The 15,468-nt window shown below is 71.1% G+C and carries 16 protein-coding genes; 9 read left to right on the forward strand and 7 right to left on the reverse strand.

What is annotated here, in order from left to right; all coding sequences use genetic code 11:
• Positions 1–52 precede the first annotated feature (52 nt).
• Positions 53–211 (reverse strand): preprotein translocase subunit SecE, encoded by a 159-nt coding sequence (locus IAI58_RS01660; RefSeq protein WP_207449707.1) that lies wholly within the window; start codon positions 209–211, stop codon positions 53–55.
• Between the two features lie 125 nt (positions 212–336).
• On the opposite strand from IAI58_RS01660, the gene IAI58_RS01665 reads away from it, so the two are divergent.
• On the forward strand, positions 337–825 hold the full coding sequence (locus tag IAI58_RS01665; protein WP_207449709.1) for a GFA family protein: 489 nt from the start codon (positions 337–339) through the stop codon (positions 823–825).
• Between the two features lie 79 nt (positions 826–904).
• Positions 905–2,269 (forward strand): GDSL-type esterase/lipase family protein, encoded by a 1,365-nt coding sequence (locus IAI58_RS23245; RefSeq protein WP_207449711.1) that lies wholly within the window; start codon positions 905–907, stop codon positions 2,267–2,269.
• Positions 2,270–2,362: 93 nt separating this feature from the next.
• Here the strand turns inward: IAI58_RS23245 and IAI58_RS01675 are convergent, their stop codons facing one another.
• The 4 genes from IAI58_RS01675 to purM form a co-directional block, all read right to left on the reverse strand.
• Positions 2,363–2,791 carry a bleomycin resistance protein gene (locus tag IAI58_RS01675; RefSeq protein ID WP_207449714.1) on the reverse strand — a complete coding sequence of 143 codons (429 nt, stop codon included), beginning with the start codon at positions 2,789–2,791 and terminating at the stop codon, positions 2,363–2,365.
• Positions 2,792–2,863: 72 nt separating this feature from the next.
• Positions 2,864–3,739, reverse strand: coding sequence for an SPFH domain-containing protein (locus IAI58_RS01680; RefSeq protein ID WP_207449716.1), 876 nt, complete (start codon positions 3,737–3,739; stop codon positions 2,864–2,866).
• A 153-nt stretch (positions 3,740–3,892) separates the two neighbouring features.
• The gene (purN, locus tag IAI58_RS01685; RefSeq protein WP_207449718.1) at positions 3,893–4,561 is read right to left on the reverse strand and encodes a phosphoribosylglycinamide formyltransferase; all 669 of its coding nucleotides are present in this window, start codon (positions 4,559–4,561) and stop codon (positions 3,893–3,895) included.
• The gene (gene purM / locus IAI58_RS01690) at positions 4,549–5,616 is read right to left on the reverse strand and encodes a phosphoribosylformylglycinamidine cyclo-ligase (protein WP_207449720.1); all 1,068 of its coding nucleotides are present in this window, start codon (positions 5,614–5,616) and stop codon (positions 4,549–4,551) included. Before purM ends, purN begins: the two co-directional genes overlap by 13 nt.
• Before the next feature lie 120 nt (positions 5,617–5,736).
• Here purM and IAI58_RS01695 point away from each other — a divergent pair, with 120 nt between their 5' ends.
• From IAI58_RS01695 to IAI58_RS01720, 6 genes are read left to right on the forward strand one after another with little or no spacing between them, the layout of a single operon-like run.
• A complete protein-coding gene (locus tag IAI58_RS01695; protein ID WP_207449722.1) occupies positions 5,737–6,501 on the forward strand; it encodes a hypothetical protein in 765 nt (254 codons plus the stop codon).
• The gene (locus tag IAI58_RS01700; protein WP_237182598.1) at positions 6,485–7,087 is read left to right on the forward strand and encodes a CDP-alcohol phosphatidyltransferase family protein; all 603 of its coding nucleotides are present in this window, start codon (positions 6,485–6,487) and stop codon (positions 7,085–7,087) included. The genes IAI58_RS01695 and IAI58_RS01700 overlap by 17 nt, the downstream gene beginning before the upstream one ends.
• 44 nt (positions 7,088–7,131) lie before the next feature.
• Positions 7,132–8,313, forward strand: a complete 1,182-nt coding sequence (locus IAI58_RS01705; RefSeq protein ID WP_237182599.1) for an AI-2E family transporter — start codon at positions 7,132–7,134, stop codon at positions 8,311–8,313.
• Positions 8,314–8,318: 5 nt separating this feature from the next.
• Positions 8,319–9,053: an HdaA/DnaA family protein gene (locus IAI58_RS01710; RefSeq protein ID WP_207449726.1), complete on the forward strand. Its 735-nt coding sequence runs from the start codon at positions 8,319–8,321 to the stop codon at positions 9,051–9,053.
• 10 nt (positions 9,054–9,063) lie between these two features.
• Complete coding sequence (locus tag IAI58_RS01715) at positions 9,064–11,283, forward strand: RNA degradosome polyphosphate kinase (RefSeq protein ID WP_237182600.1); 2,220 nt, start codon at positions 9,064–9,066, stop codon at positions 11,281–11,283.
• An 11-nt stretch (positions 11,284–11,294) separates the two neighbouring features.
• On the forward strand, positions 11,295–12,809 hold the full coding sequence (locus tag IAI58_RS01720; RefSeq protein WP_456315966.1) for a Ppx/GppA phosphatase family protein: 1,515 nt from the start codon (positions 11,295–11,297) through the stop codon (positions 12,807–12,809).
• Positions 12,810–12,993: 184 nt separating this feature from the next.
• Here the strand turns inward: IAI58_RS01720 and hisN are convergent, their stop codons facing one another.
• Positions 12,994–13,767 (reverse strand): histidinol-phosphatase, encoded by a 774-nt coding sequence (gene hisN, locus IAI58_RS01725; protein WP_207449728.1) that lies wholly within the window; start codon positions 13,765–13,767, stop codon positions 12,994–12,996.
• A complete protein-coding gene (locus tag IAI58_RS01730; RefSeq protein WP_207449730.1) occupies positions 13,767–14,306 on the reverse strand; it encodes a c-type cytochrome in 540 nt (179 codons plus the stop codon). Before IAI58_RS01730 ends, hisN begins: the two co-directional genes overlap by 1 nt.
• 174 nt (positions 14,307–14,480) lie before the next feature.
• Here IAI58_RS01730 and IAI58_RS01735 point away from each other — a divergent pair, with 174 nt between their 5' ends.
• Positions 14,481–15,335, forward strand: a complete 855-nt coding sequence (locus IAI58_RS01735) for a prephenate dehydratase (protein ID WP_207449732.1) — start codon at positions 14,481–14,483, stop codon at positions 15,333–15,335.
• Positions 15,336–15,468 lie beyond the last annotated feature (133 nt).

A 15,468-nucleotide genomic window follows, 5' to 3' on the forward strand; every position in this document is an offset into this window, starting at 1 on the left:
TCCCGCAGGGAGCCGCCCTTTTTTCATGCGCGGTCGGTGAAGGCCGCGGGCTTCAGCCCCAGCAGCCGTACAGCATCAGCAGCAGCAGGACCACGGCCACAATGGTCCAGGTGGTCGCCTTGGTGAAGACGGACCAGCCATGGGCGCGCTCACCGACGATATCCTCTGCCTTGACTTCCACGAAGTCGATCTCGTGCTTCACTTCGGCCATGGACGTCCCTTTGCTGCGCCACCGTCAAGCCGTGGTTTAGGCAGCGCCGAGCCTGGGGGCAAGGGGGGAACGGGACGCCCGTCCCGGCGTTTCTGGGCAGCCCCCCTTGTGCTGGAGACACCCCGATGCCCCTGACCCTGGAAGGTTCCTGCCGCTGCGGCGCCGTCCGCTTCACGCTGCAAAGCCATACTCCCGTGCCCTATCAGCGCTGCTACTGCACCATCTGCCGCAAGACGGCCGGCGGCGGCGGCTATGCCATCAACATCATGGGCACGGCCGGAAGTCTGCAGGTGCAGGGCCGGACCGCCATCTACCGTGCCGAATTGCAGGCCGATGACGGAAGCTGCGAGACCAGCAGCGGCCGCCGCCATTTCTGCCCGAAATGCGCCAGCGCGCTCTGGATGGCGGATCCGAGCTGGCCGGAGCTGGTGCATCCCTTCGCCTCGGCCATCGATACGCCGCTGCCGGTGCCGGAGGAGAGCGTGCACCTGATGCTGCGCTTCAAGGCGTCCTGGGTCCGGCCGCAGATCGGGCCGCGCGACGTGACCTTCGACGAATATCCGGAGGAATCGATCGAGGACTGGCACAGGAGGCGCGGGCTCTGGGTGGATTGACCGCAATCCCGTTGCTTTTGCGGGCTGAGCCGCGAAACACTGGCCTCAGCGGCCGCACGAGCCGCGTGAGGACGATGCCATGAAACGCAGGACCTTCGCCATGGGTGGCACGGGCATGATGCTGGCGGCCGGGGCCGGCGACCCGGCCGCCCTCGCCCAGGTGACCGTGCCCACCGCGCCCGGCGCCGGCACGCCGCGCTGGGCCACCAGCTGGGCCGCATCCGCCCAGGGCCCCTACCCCACCGGCAATCCCTCCGCCCAGCCCGACCAGCGCTTCGCCTTCCCCGATCCGGCGGAAGGCGCGCGGGACCAGACGCTGCGGCTGGTGCTGCGGCCGACGGTCTGGGGGCCGCAGGCGCGGCTGCGCTTCTCCAATGCCTTCGGCACCCGGCCGCTGACGCTGGACGGCGTCCATGCCGGCTTGCAGCTGGGCGGCGCCGCCCTGATGCCCGGCAGCAACCGCCCCGTGCGCTTCGGCGGGCAGGAGGCGGTGACCATCCCGCCCGGCGGGCAGGTCTGGTCCGACCCGGTGGAACTGCCCTTCGCCGCCAATCCGGCCGCGCCGCTGCTGGCGGGACGCAAGCTGGCGGTCTCCCTGCATGCCGTGGGCGCCACGGGGCCGATGACCTGGCACGCCAAGGCGTTGCAGACCTCCTATGCCACCCCGCCCGGCGCCGGCCCGCGTGGCGCGGAGGAGGGCGAGGAGTCCTTCCCTTTCTCCACCGCTTCCTGGTTCTTCCTGGATGCCGTGGATATGATGGCGCCGGCCGGCACGCCGGTGATCGTCGGCTTCGGCGATTCCATCACCGACGGCACGGCCTCCACCATGAACGGCGATGACCGCTGGCCGGACGTGCTGTGGCGACGCCTCGCGGCCAGCACCGGGCGGCCGGTGGCGGTGGTCAATGCCGGCATCGGCGGCAACCAGGTGGCCGGCCCCGCCAGCTACGGCCCCACCGCTCCCTTCCCCGGCGGCCCTTCCGCCCTGGCGCGGCTGGACCGGGACGTGATCTCCCTCTCCGGCGTCACGGCGGTGATCTGGCTGGAAGGCATCAACGACTTCAGCAAGAACGGCAATGCCACGCTGGAAGCGGTAAGGGACGGCATGCAGCAGGGGGTGAAACGGCTGCGGGAGAGCATTCCGGGCGTGCGGGTGATCGGCGCCACCGTCACCACGGCCCTGGGCAGCAGCAGCGCCGCCCACGGCCATGCCGAGCAGGACGAGAAGCGGCGCGCCCTGAACGCCTTCATCCGCGGCTCCGGCACCTTCGACGGCGTGGCAGATTTCGATAACGCCGTGCTGGACGAGGCCAGCGGCGGGTTACGGGCGGAGATGGTGCCGGAATCCACCACCGGCGGGCCGGGCGACAAGCTGCACCCCAACCGCGCTGGCTACCTGGCCATGGCGAACAGCATCGACCTGCGGATGCTGCTGGGGCGGTGAGAGGCGCGTGGCGGGAGGCCGGGGAGGCCTTCCGCCGCAGCGGGCGCTATGGTGAACCCAATTGGCTGCCGCCGCTATCGACCCGAAGCAGACTTACGTTCGGCGGACGCCAAGGTGCTGTGAGAACCGCAGGAGGTATCCATCAGGGTCCTGCACGACGATCTCGCGTGCTCCGACGTGCTCGTCGCCTCTGCGGTACCAGGCATCCTCCATAGGCCGGAACAGGGGCCATTTCTCCGCGGCGAGCCTCGACACTACGGCTGCCACATCCGGCACGGTGATCTGGAAATTCATGCCTCGCCCGAACGGCCGTTCGAGAGTGCCCGTCATCCATGTGCCGCCATGCTCGATCATTATGTGCGCCGCTCCGAGCGTGAGGTAGGCGAAGGGGCGTTCGGGCCGGTCGTACAAGACGGAGAAGCCGAGCACCGCGACATAGAAGCGCAGGCTCCGCGCGAAGTCCGACACCTCAATTTCGGGCACCAAGGCGACTTTCTCTGGCGGCACGGTGGAGAGCTGCATAGTTCCAACCTAACCTGCGATTTGAGAGTCTGCATCCCACCCATTCCAGCCCTTCCTTGATGGGCTTTCACCCTAGGGCATCGCGCCCGTGTTGATCACCGGCGTCGCGTCCTTGTCGCCCACCAGCACCACCAGCAGGTTGGCGACCATGGCGGCCCGCCGCTCCGGCTCCAGGGACAGGCCCTTGCGCTCCAGGGCTGCCAGCGCGTCCTCCACCATGTCCACCGCGCCGGCCACGATCTTGCGCCGGGCGGCCAGCACCGCCTCGGCCTGCTGCCGCCGCAGCATGGCGCCGGCGATCTCCGGCGCATAGGCCAGGTGGGTGATCCGCGCTTCCTCGATGCGGATGCCGGCGCGGCGCACCCGGTCCTGCAGCTCCCGCACCAGGCCCTGCACCACCTCGTCGCCGCCATCCAGCAGGGTGGCGCGCGACTTCGGCACGGGTGGCCCTTCGGGACTGCCCTGCGCGATGGCGGCTTCCTCGGCGTCATAGGCGTGGCTGCCGGCGATGCGGCGCAGCGCGGCATCGCTCTGCACCCGCACGAAGCTTTCGTAGTCGTCGATCTCCAGCAGCGCCGCCGCCGCATCCGAGACCGACCAGACCACGGCGGCGCCGATCTCGATCGGGTTGCCCGCCGCGTCATTGACCTTCAGCGCCGCGATCTCATGCGTCCGCAGCCGGCGGGAAACCTTGGAGCGGGTGTAGAAGGGATTGGTGAGGCGCAGCCCCGTGCTGCTGTCGCTGCCGCTGTAGGAGCCGAAGAGCAGGAAGACGGCGCTTTCATTCGGCGCCAGCACATAGACACCGCGCAGCAGGATGGCGCTGAGCGCCAGCGGCAGGAAGCCCAGGGCGGATTGCCCGGGGTTCTCCGCCGCGGTGCCGCTGGCGATCAGCGCCACCCCGGCGGCCGCCAGCACCAGGATGGCCAGCAGGGCTGGCATAGCCATTGACCGCCAGCCCCTGGCGCTCCGCCACCGCGGCCTCGCGCTGCCTGGGAGTAGCCGGTTCGTTCATGCCGCGGACTCCTTCTGGCGCAGGCTTCCCGCGATCATTCCCGGCCATCCGGAACGCCGCAAGCCGCCGGGAGGAACCCCTGGCGCTCAGCCTGGATTGCGCAGCACCGTGGCGCTGGGGGGGGCGGGGGCCTCGATCACCGCGCGGCCTTCCTCCACCCGCACCCGCCCGGCGGCGACCAGCGCCAGGGCGGCGGGGTAGAGGATATGCTCCTGCTCCAGCACCCGGCCGCCGAGGCTGTCCTCGGTATCCTCGGGCAGCACGGGCACGGCGGCCTGGGCGATGATGGGGCCTTCATCCACGCCCGGCGTCACCAGGTGCACGGTGCAACCATGCAGCCGCACCCCGGCGGCCAGCGCGCGGGCATGGGTATCCACGCCGGGGAAGGCGGGCAGCAGGGAGGGATGGATATTCACCATCCGCCCGGACCAGCGGTTGACGAAGCCATCGGTCAGGATGCGCATGAAGCCGGCCAGCGCGATCAGCTCGATGCCGTGCTCGGCCATCACGGCTTCCATCGCCACCTCGAAGCCCGCGCGGTCGCGGCCGAAGGGGCGGCTTTCCACCACGGCGGTGGAGATGCCAGCCTCGGCCGCCCGCGCCAACCCTGCGGCGGCGGGCTTGTTGGAGAGCACCAGCACGATCTCGGCCGGAAAGGCAGGGTCGGCGGCGGCGCTGAGCAGCGCCGCCATGTTGCTGCCCCGGCCGGAGATCAGGATGGCGGTGCGGCGGCGCGTCCCGCTCACGCCGGCCATTGCGGCGTGAGGTTTTCCATCCGCACCTCGGGCTCGGCGCCCGCGGTGCCGGCGGTGATCTGGCCGATGCGGCTGACCTGCTCGCCCTCGGCGGTCAGCAGGGCGGTGGCGGTCTCCACATCGCCGGGCGTCACCACCAGCACCATGCCGATGCCGCAGTTGAAGACGCGCAGCATCTCATCCGGCGTCACATTGCCCGCCTGGGCCAGCCAGGCGAAGACCGGCGCGGGGGTCCAGGCGCTGGCATCCACCACGCCGACGCTGCCCTGGGGCAGCACGCGCGGCAGGTTGCCCACAATGCCGCCGCCCGTGATATGCGCCGCCGCCTTCAGGAGGCGCGCCTTGTGCAGCGCCAGCACGGACTTCACGTAGATCCGGGTGGGCTCCAGCAGCGCGTGGCCGAGCGTGGTGCCGGCGGCGAAGGGCGCCGGGTCCGCCGGGCCCTGGCCGCTGGCTTCCAGGATGCGCCGTACGAGGGAGAAGCCGTTGGAATGCACACCGGAGGAGGCGAGGCCCAGCAGCACGTCTCCGGGGCGCACATCCGGGCGGGGCAGCAGCTGGTCGCGCTCGGCCGCGCCGACCGAGAAGCCGGCGAGGTCGTAGTCGTCCTTGGCGTACATGCCCGGCATCTCGGCCGTCTCGCCGCCCACCAGGGCGGAGCCGGCCTGGCGGCAGCCCTCGGCGATGCCGGCGATCACGGCGCGCGCCTGCGCCAGCTCCAGCTTGCCGGTGGCGAAATAGTCCAGGAAGAACAGCGGCTCGGCGCCCTGCACCACCAGATCGTTGACGCACATGGCAACCAGGTCGATGCCCACGGCGTCATGAAAGCCAGTATCGATGGCAAGCCTCAGCTTGGTGCCGACGCCGTCGGTGGAGGACACCAGGACGGGATCGGTATAGCCGGCGGCCTTGAGGTCGAAGAGCGCGCCGAAGCCGCCCAGCGAGCCCATGACACCCGGACGGGTGGTGGCCTTGGCCAGGGGTTTGATGGCATCGACGAGGGCATCGCCGGTTTCGATGTCCACGCCGGCGTCGCGGTAGGTCAGACTGGTCATGAAGGGGCCCGATAAGCTATGCGCAAAGACCCAGGGGTCGATGGCCCGGGCTTCCAAGGGGGCGGAATGCAACATTTTCGGCGGCTGGCTGCAACTGCTGTCATCACGGGACTGCTCGGCATGCCGCTCCTGGCCGGTGCCCAGGAGGCTGGCAGCGGCTTCGTGCAGCGCGGCGTGACGGTGGAGACCACTGCCGAGAATGCCGTGGTGGCCCGCACCAAAGCGTTGGCCGCCGCCCAGCGCCAAGCCTATGAAAAGATGGCGAGCGAGATGGGCTTCAGCCGCAGCGCCTCCGATTCCCAGATCGAGTCGATGGTGGACAGCATCATCGTCGAGCAGGAGCGCGCCACCCGCACCGGCTACAACGGGCGGCTGACGGTGAATTTCAATCCGCGCAAGGTCTCCAACTTCGCCGGCATCCACTCCGGCGGTTCCGGTGGTGGTGGTGGTGGTGGTGGTGGTAGCAGCGGCAGCGGCACCGCCGAGGCAGCCGCGCCGGGGGGGTCATACGGCAGCTTCAGCCCGCCGCCCGGCTATTCCTCCCCCGCCTCCGCCTATGTGGAGAGCGTGACCGTCTTCAACGGCATGCCGGAATGGCTGGATCTGCGCCGCCGCCTGCTGTCCAGCCCCGAGGTCGCCTCGGTCGATATCCTGGCCATCGCGGTGGACGGGGCGCGGCTGCGCCTGGGGCTGCGGGTGCCGCCCGACGAGGCGGCGCGCGGCCTCTCCGCCCGCGGCGTCCTGCTGCAACAGGCCGGCGCCATGCCCGCGGCGCCGCAGCCGGGCGTGCTGGCGCCGCCGGTGCCCTATGGCGCCAGCCCCGCGCCCGTGCCGATGGCCGCGCCCAATGCGCCCTGGCTGCTCGGCCTTGCCAGCGGAGCCTGAAGCGCCCCGCCCTTCCGCCGCGCCGCCGCCCGGGCCGGCCCTGGCCGAGGCCGGCGCGCTGACCCTGCCGAACCTGATCACCCTGGCCCGGCTCTGCGCTGTGCCCGGGACGATCTGGCTGATCATGCATGGGCGGCTGGACTGGGCATTCGTGCTCTTCGCCGCCGCCGGCATCTCCGACGCCATCGATGGCTGGATCGCGCGGCGCTGGCATCTGCGCTCCCGCCTCGGCGCCATGCTGGACCCGCTGGCGGACAAGGCGCTGATGACCGGCGCCTATGTCACGCTCGCCATCACCGGCATGATCCCGGACTGGCTGGCCATCCTGGTCGTCTTCCGGGACCTGCTGATCCTGGGCGGCGTGGTGGTGCTCTGGCTGCTGGGCACGGCGCCGCAGATCCGCCCGCTGCGCATCTCCAAGGTGAATACGGCGGCGCAGATCGCCTTTGCCGGGCTGACGCTGCTCGTCGCGGGTTTCGGTCCAGGGCCGGGCCCTGCTATGGAGATGCTGGCCTGGGGCGTGGCCGCCACGACCGCCGCCTCCGGCCTGGCCTATCTGCGGGAGGCCGGGCGCCAGGTCCGCTGAGCCGATGCGGAACGCCGCCTGGCAGGGCACAAGACAGGGTGAGCATGCCGTCCGAGACGACCCCCGCCCCCGTATCGCCGGAAACGCCGCTGCCGCCGCGCGGCGCACCCCGGCTGCCCCCCCTGCCGCCGCTGCAGCCGGGGCCACGCACGGCCACCCGGGGGCAGCGCCTGGGGCTGGTGCTGGGGCTCACGGCCACGCTGCTCTTCCTGATCTGGCTGTTCTCGGCGATCCTGACCCCCTTCGTGCTGGCGGGCTGCATCGCCTATTTCCTCGACCCCGTGGCGACGCGGATGAACCGGCTCGGCATACCGCGGGGCCTGGCCGCGCTGCTGCTGGTGGGCGGGCTGATGGCGGCGGCGCTGCTGGCGGTGCTGCTGCTCTATCCGCTGCTGATCGCCCAGGTCGGCACCCTGCTGGCACGGCTGCCCAACTATGTCGCCGGCATCGGCAGCGCGGTGCAGGACGCGATGGTGGCGCTGGAGCAGCGCTTCGGGCCGGAGGTGATGGACAGCCGGCTGCGCGACCTCGCGGTCAGCCAGGTGGCGGCCATCCTCTCCTTCCTCGGCACGGCGGCGACACGGCTGATCGGCGGCGGCTACGCGCTGCTCTCGGTCTTCACGCTAGTCGTCGTTACGCCCGTGGTCGGCTTCTACCTGCTGAGGGACTGGCAGAAGATCCTGCGGCGGCTGGAAAGCTGGCTGCCCCGCCGCTACGCCACCACCCTGCGGCAACTGGCGCGGGAGACGGACCGCGTGCTCTCCGCCTGGCTGCGCGGGCAGCTGCTCTGCTGCGCCCTGCTCTGCGCCTATTATGCCATCGGCCTCTCGTCGGTAGGGCTGGAGCTGGGGCTGATCCTGGGCCTCGCCTCCGGCGTGCTCTCCTTCATCCCCTATGTCGGCTCCATGACCGGCCTCGGCACGGCGCTGCTGCTGGCGCTCGGCCAGTTCGGCAACTGGGAGGGGGTGGCGACGGTCGCCGCCGTCTTCGTTACCGGGCAGGTCATCGAGGGCTATATCATCTACCCCTACCTGCTGGGGGACCGGGTGGAACTGCACGCCGTCTGGGTCATTTTCGCTTTGTTCGCGGGCGGTGTCGCCTTCGGCTTCCTGGGGGTGCTGCTGGCCGTGCCCATGGCCGCCGTCCTGGGCGTGCTGGCGCGCTACTGGCTGCGGCGCTACCTGGAGAGCCCACTCTATCTGGACCCGCCCCGCACGGGGCCCTGAACGCGATGGAACCGCAGCGCCAGCTCGCCCTGCCGCTGGATCTCCCGCAGAGCTTCTCGGGCGAGGTCCTGCCGGATTCCTCCAATGCCGAGGCCATGGCCTGGCTGGAGCGGACGGAATCCTGGCCCAGCCAACGCCTCGCCCTCTTCGGCCCGCCGGGGGTGGGCAAGTCGCACCTGCTGCGGCAGGTGGCGGCGCGGCGCGGCTGGCGGGTGCTGCAGGGGCCGGCGCTGCGCGGCGTGCCGGAACCCGCCCCCAGCGTGCTGGACGATGCCGATTGCGTGGTGGAGGAAGCCGCGCTCTTCCACCTCATCAATGCCTGCGCCGATGCGGGGCTGCCGCTGCTGCTGGCCGGGCGCGCACCGCCCGCCCGCTGGCCGGTGGCGCTGCCGGACCTGGCCAGCCGGCTGCGCGCCACCACCGCCGTGGGCATCACCGAGCCCTCCGACCGGCTGCTGGCCACCTTGCTGGCGCGCGACTTCTCCGAACGCCAGCTGCGGGTGCCGGAGGCGGTGCAGGAATGGCTGCTGGCGCGCCTGCCCCGCGAGGCCGCGGCCCTGGCCGAGGCGGTGGCGCGGCTGGACCGGGCGGCGCTGGCCGCCGGCGGCGCCGTCACGCGCGGCCTGGCCCGGGCGGCGCTGGCGGACTGGCCGGGCTTCGGGGCTGATACGCCCGCGCTTCATGACGTTTCCGGGTCCGAGCCCGCTGTCCTCTCCACCGGCACGCCCGCCTTGCTGTAGTGTCACGGGCATGGACGCCAATGCTGCACCGCTGACCACCGAACCGGCCGAGGCCGCCATCGCCCCCGATGCGCCGGCGCGCTTCATCAACCGCGAGCTGTCCTGGCTGGACTTCAATGCCCGCGTGCTGGAGGAGGCGGAGAACCCGAAGCACCCGCTGCTGGAGCGGCTGCGCTTCGTCGCCATCTCCGCCTCCAACCTCGACGAATTCTATTCCGTCCGCGTCGCCGGGCTGGCGGGGCAGGAGCGCGCGGGCATCGCCGCCACCTCGCCCGAGGGGCTGACGCCGGGGCAGCAGCTGGTCGCCATCCATGCCCGCGCCGCCGCGCTGGTCGAGGGCCAGCACGCCGCCTGGCGCCAGCTTCGCGGCGAGTTGCGGGAGGCGGGCATCGGCGTGATCGGCGTCGAGGAACTGTCGGAGGCCGACCGCCGCTGGCTGGAGAGCTGGTTCCTGGAGCGCGTCTTCCCCGTGCTGACGCCGCTGGCGGTGGACCCGGCGCATCCCTTCCCCTTCATCGCCAACCTCGCGCTCTGCATGGTGCTGAAGCTGGTGCGGGAGGAGGATGGCGGCATCATGCGGGCGCTGCTGCCCGTGCCCTCGCAGATCGAGCGCTTCGTCCGCCTGCCGCCCTCCGAGGACACGCATCATCGCGCCGCCGCCTTCCCGCAGGGGGCCGGGCCGATCCGCTTCGTGCTGCTGGAGGACCTGATCAGCCTGTTCCTGCACCGGCTCTTCCCCGGCTACATCAATGTCGAGCAGGGGCTGTTCCGGCTGATCCGCGACACTGACGTGGAATTCGAGGAAGAGGCCGAGGATCTCGTCCGCTCCTATGAATCCGCGCTCAAGCGGCGCCGGCGCGGCCGCGCCATCCAGCTGGCGGTGGATGCCCGCATGGCCGCCGACCTCGTCGATTTCGTGGCCGAGGAGCTGGACGCGCCGCGCGCCGAGCTGTTCATGGTCGATGGCCTGCTGGGCATGGCGGACCTGAAGCAGCTGATCGTGGATGACCGCCCCGACCTGCTCTTCACGCCCTATACCCCCCGCTTCCCCGAGCGCATCCTGGATTTCGGCGGTGACTGCTTCGCCGCCATCCGCGCCAAGGACATCGTGGTCCACCACCCCTATGAGAGTTTCGACGTGGTGGTGCAGTTCCTGCGGCAGGCGGCGCGCGACCCCAATGTGGTCGCCATCAAGCAGACGCTCTACCGCACCTCCCGCGACAGCCCCATCACCCGCGCGCTGATCGAGGCCGCCGACCTCGGCAAATCCGTCACCGCCATGGTGGAGCTGAAGGCGCGCTTCGACGAGGAGCGCAACATCGCCCTTTCCCGCGAACTGGAAGCCGCCGGGGTGCAGGTGGTCTTCGGCTTCGTGGACCTGAAGATCCACGCCAAGATGTCGCTGGTGGTGCGGCGCGAGGGCGGCTCGCTCCGCTCCTATGCCCATTTCGGCACCGGCAACTACCATCCCATCACGGCGCGCATCTACACCGACCTCAGCTTCTTCACCGCCGACCCCGGCCTGACGCGGGACGCGCAGAAGCTGTTCAACTACATGACCGGCTATGCGCGGCCGGAGACCATGGCCGGGCTGGCCTTCGCGCCGCTGACCATCCGCCCGGCGCTGATGGGGCTGATCGAGCAGGAGATCGCCTTCGCGCGCGAGGGCAAGCCCGCCGGCATCTGGCTGAAGATGAACTCCCTGGTGGATGAGACGCTGATCGACGCGCTGTACCGCGCCAGCCGGGCGGGCGTGAAGATCGAATGCGTGGTGCGCGGCATCTGCTGCCTGCGCCCGGGCGTGCCGGGGCTGTCCGACCATATCCGGGTGAAGTCCATCATCGGCCGCTTCCTGGAGCATTCGCGCATCTGCGTCTTCGGCAACGGCCACCGCCTGCCCAGCCGCCGCGCCCGCGTCTTCATCAGCAGCGCCGACTGGATGGCCCGCAACATGGACTGGCGCGTGGAGACGCTGGTGCCGGTGGAGAACCAGACGGTGCACGCGCAGATCCTCGACCAGATCATGGTCGTGAACCTGAAGGACACGGCGCAATCCTGGCAGTTGCACGCCGACGGCCAGTGGCGCCGGCTGGAACCCGGGGCCAACCCGGTCTCGGCGCACGACTATTTCATGACCAACCCCTCCCTGTCCGGGCGCGGCAGCGCGTTGCACCGGGGGCCGCGCCGTGTCACCCCCCGCCGGCGGCAGGACCGCGTCGCCCAGGACTAAGGACTTTCCCGTTGGATCTGCCGGAGACCGCGAATCTCTCCCCCCCCAGCCTGTCCGGCCACCCGCCCCGCTGCGGCGTGGTGGATCTGGGCTCGAACTCCGTGCGGCTGGTGGTCTTCGAGGGGCGCGGCCGCAACCCGCTGCCCATCTTCAATGAAAAGGCGGTGCTGGGCCTGGGCCGGGGGTTGCAGACCACCGGCAGGCTGAACGAGACGGCCATGGCCCAGGCCCTGACCGTCATGGCCCGCTATCACGCCGTCGCCCACGCCATGGGCGTCGGGCCGCTCGAGGTGCTGGCCACCGCCGCCGTCCGCGATGCCGAGAATGGCGCGGCCTTCGCCGCCTCCCTCCAGCAATGTCTGCCCGGCGTGCCCATCCGTATCCTGGAAGGGGAGCAGGAGGCGCGCCTCTCGGCCGAGGGGGTGCTGATGGGATTCCCCGGCGCCGATGGCATCCTCGGCGATCTCGGCGGCGGCTCGCTGGAGCTGGTGGAGCTGAACCAGGGCGAGGTCGGCCGCATGGCCTCCCTCCCGCTGGGCGCCATCCGCCTGTCCGACCGCGCCGGGGGCGACGTGGCCAAGGCGCGTGGCATCGCCGAGGCCGAGCTCTCCCGCTTCCCCTGGCTCTCCGCGGGCAAGGACCGGGATCTCTACCTCGTCGGCGGCGCCTGGCGCGCGCTGGCGAAGATCCATATCGCCCAGACCTCCTATCCCCTCTCCATCGTCCATCACTACGTGCTGCGGCGGGACGAGGCGCGCGACCTCTGCGGGCTGGTGATCGCGGCCACGCGGCGGACGCTGGAGCGCATCCCCGGCGCGCCCGGCAAGCGCATCCAGGACCTGCCCTTCGCCGCCGTGGCGCTGCGCCGCCTGCTGCGCGCCACGGGCGCGCGCCGCGTGGTCTTCAGCGCCAATGGCATGCGGGAGGGCTGGTACGCCCGCCTCCTCCCGCCTGAGACGCTGCGGCTGGACCCGCTGCTCTCCGCCGGGCAGGAGATGGCGGCGCGCTATGGCCGCGACACCGCCATGCCCCAGGCGCTGGTGGACTGGACCGCCCCCCTCTGGAACCAGGAAAGCCCGGAGGACACGGCCCTGCGGCAGGCCGCCTGCTGGCTCTCGGATGTCGGCAGCCACGACCACCCGGACTACCGCGCCGAGCAGTCCTTCCTGCGCGTGCTGCGCCAGCCCGGCATCGGCCTGGACCACCATGCCCGCGCCTTCCTGGCCCTGGCCACCGCGCTGCGCTACGAGCCCGAGAACGACGCGCCCTTCCTGACCACCGCGCGCATGCTGCTGGATACCGGCGCCATGCGGCGGGCCGAGATGCTGGGGGCGGTGATGCGCCTGGCCTATACCCTCTCGGGCGGCACCCCGGCGCTGCTGGCGCGAACCTCCCTGCGCGTCTCCGGCGGCACCCTGACCCTGCGGCTGGCCGGCAGCGGCGTCTTCGCCGGCGACAGCGTGCAGCGGCGCGTGGAGGCCCTGGCGGCGGCATATGGGCTGGAGGGGATCGTCGAGGTCGGCTGAGAGGCACCACCGGGGGGGGGAGGCGCTGCCCATGCCACCCGCCGGGTGGAAGCTCCACCCCCTGGTCCCGCTTCGGGTCCGGCTGGGGCCGCAGGGCCGGGGCGTCAGTCGCCGGAGGGCAAGGATCTCAGGCGGTGCCGGCGTGGCGCAGGGCACAAGCCAGGGGCGTCCTATCCCCCGGCCGTCACCCCAGCAGCCCCATGATCTCCGGCAGCAGCGCGGCGTCGCCCACCGCGATCACCTGGCCCGAGGCCGTATCGAGCCGCAGCGGCCGGCCCTGCCAGTCCGTCATGCGCCCGCCGGCGGATTCGATCACCGGCACCAGCGGCGCCCAGTCCCAGGGCTTCAGGTCGGCTTCGACCACCGCATCCACCAGCCCCAGCGCCAGCAGCCCGTAGGCGTAGCAGTCGCCGCCCCAGGTCACGCGGCGGGCGGCGTCGCGCACCCGGGCGAAGCGGGGGGCTTCCTCCTCCGCGAACATGGAGGGGCTGGTGCAGGAGAGTTCGGCCTCGGCCATCCGCGCGCAGGGGCGGCAGCCCGGCGTGCCGCCCATCGGCCCGCGGAAGGAGAGCGGCCGGCCCTCGGCGCCGATCCAGCGCTCGCCCGTGCCGGGCTGGTCGATCAGCCCCAGCACGGGGCGGCCATGGTGCAGCAGCCCGATCAGCGTGCCGAACAGCGGCCGGCCCGTGACGAAGGCGCGGGTGCCGTCGATCGGGTCCACAACCCAGACCCATTCGGCATCGGCGGCGGCATTGCCGAATTCCTCACCGATCACGCCATGGTCGGGGAAGCGGCTGGCCAGCAGGGCGCGGATGGTGCGCTCGGCCTCGCGGTCCGCCTCCGTCACCGGGCTGGCGTCGCCCTTCGCTTCCACCAGCAGGTGGGAACGAAAAAGGGGGCGGATAACCGCCCCCGCCGCATCAGCGGCCGCCTCGGCGGCCGCGATGAGGTCGTCCATCACGGCAGCGGCTGCGGATTCGCGGAGAGCGTGCGCAGATAGGCGATGACGTCTGCGCGCTGCTCCGCGTTGCGGATGCCGGCGAAGGCCATGCGGGTGCCGCGGATGTAGCGGGCCGGGGCGGCCAGGAAGTGGTTCATCTCCTCATACCCCCAGGGCTTTTCCTTCAGAGCAGCCATAGCGGGGGAGTAGTTGAAGTCCGGGCGATGCGCATGCGGCCCGCCGACCACGCCATAGAGGTTCGGGCCGACCTTGTTGGCCTGCCCATCCTCGAAGGTATGGCAGGCGGAGCAGAGGCGGCCGGCGATCTGCCTGCCGTTGTCGGCATTGGCCGCGGCCAGCAGCGGACCGACCTCGGGGAGCGCGGGTTCCTCCTGCGCCGGGGCACCGCCGCCAGCGGCCGGAACGCCCTCGATCGCGATGGCGGTCTTTTCCAGCTGCTTCGGGTGCACGATCTGCTTCCCGATGAAGCCCGCCACCATGAAGGCGATGCCCGCGGTCAGGACGGCCGCGAATGCCTTGTTAGCCTCCAAGCTCATACTGCCGTCCGATCCCTGCATAATGACCCCGAGCCACGTGCGTTTGCGCCCAGGCGGGGCCTCGACTAGAAGCGGTCGGACCATAATGGCAGAGGCCCTCCGCTTCAACCCGTGTGCCACCGAAGGCGCCACCGGAGAATGGGGGCGCTGCCGGGACATGTGAGCGGTGATGAGATGACGGGTGTGATCGCCTTCCAGGGTATGCCTGGCGCCTATTCCGACCTGGCCTGCCGCAGCGCCTATCCCGGCTGGAACACCCTGCCCTGCCCGTCCTTCGAGGCCGCCATGGCCGCGGTGCGCGAGGGCCGGGCGCAACTGGCCATGCTGCCCTGCGAGAATTCCCTGGCCGGGCGGGTGCCGGACATCCACCGCCTGCTGCCCGATTCGGGCCTGCATGTGGTGGGCGAGCACTACCAGCGGGTCGAGCACTGCCTGCTGGCCCATAAGGGCGCGCGGCTGGAGGATATCCGCCGCGCCCACAGTCACCCGATGGCGCTGGGCCAGGTGCTGAACCTGCTGCGGGAGCGGAAGCTGGAGCCGGTGATCGAGGCCGATACCGCCGGTGCCGCCAAGCTGCTGGCGGAGAATCCCAGCATGGAGGACGCGGCCATCGCCTCCTCCCTGGCCGGCGAGATCTACGGGCTGGAGGTCCTGGCCCGGAATGTCGAGGATTCCGCCGACAACACCACCCGCTTCTATGTCATGTCCGCCACGCCGCAGCCGCTGCCGCCGGGCACGAAGCGGGCGGTGACCACCTTCGTCTTCCGCGTCCGCAACATCCCGGCGGCGCTGTACAAGGCGCTGGGCGGCTTCGCGACCAATGGCGTGAACATGACGAAGCTGGAGAGCTACATGCTCGACGGCCATTTCACCGCCACGCAATTCCTCTGCGACGTCGATGGCGACCCGGAGCAGCCGGGGCTGCGCCGGGCGCTGGAGGAGCTGGCCTTCTTCTCCAAGGAGCTGCGCGTGCTCGGCACCTATGCCGCGCATGACTACCGCTTCCAGCAGGCGGCCGAGGCGGATTGAAGCGCGCTGGGGCGGTCTATACGCCCCCGGCAGGGCAGCATGGCCAGCCGGGCTGAGGCAGGGTGCCGGCGGGGTGCGGCGATGCCGTCCTCCGGCTTTTCCCCGCGCCGAGTCGCCATTGCACCATTTTTTG

The organism is Roseomonas marmotae, from assembly GCF_017654485.1.
In the GTDB taxonomy this organism is placed as follows: Bacteria; Pseudomonadota; Alphaproteobacteria; order Acetobacterales; family Acetobacteraceae; genus Pseudoroseomonas; species Pseudoroseomonas marmotae.